Annotated in this window: 1 protein-coding gene; it reads left to right on the top strand. The window is 66.5% G+C overall.

All coding sequences use genetic code 11. The annotated features are described in order from the left end of the window. Positions 1-21: 21 nt before the first annotated feature. The coding region (locus tag EN852_RS40080; protein ID WP_145994168.1) for an amidohydrolase family protein at positions 22-284 on the top strand (263 nt) is incomplete at its 3' end.

Consider the following 284-nt stretch of genomic DNA (forward strand, 5'->3'; position numbering starts at 1 on the left):
CAGCGGGAAGGAGGAGAGAAAATGCCCGACAGAAGTGCCGACCTGGTCTTCACCAATGGCCGCATCTACACGCTCGACCGCAAGCGGCCTTGGGCCTCGGCCGTTGCCGTCAAGGGCGGCCGCATCGTCACGGTCGGCGAAGGCGCCGACGTCGCCGCCTTGACAGGCGCCGCCACCCGCGTCGTCGACCTCAAGGGCGCGATGATGATGCCTGGCATCGTCGATGTGCACGCGCATCTGATGATGGGCGGCCAGGCCGAGCTTTTCGAACTGCGCTTTCCGCC

This window comes from Mesorhizobium sp. M2E.F.Ca.ET.209.01.1.1 (assembly GCF_004010375.2).
Classification (GTDB): domain Bacteria; phylum Pseudomonadota; class Alphaproteobacteria; order Rhizobiales; family Rhizobiaceae; genus Mesorhizobium.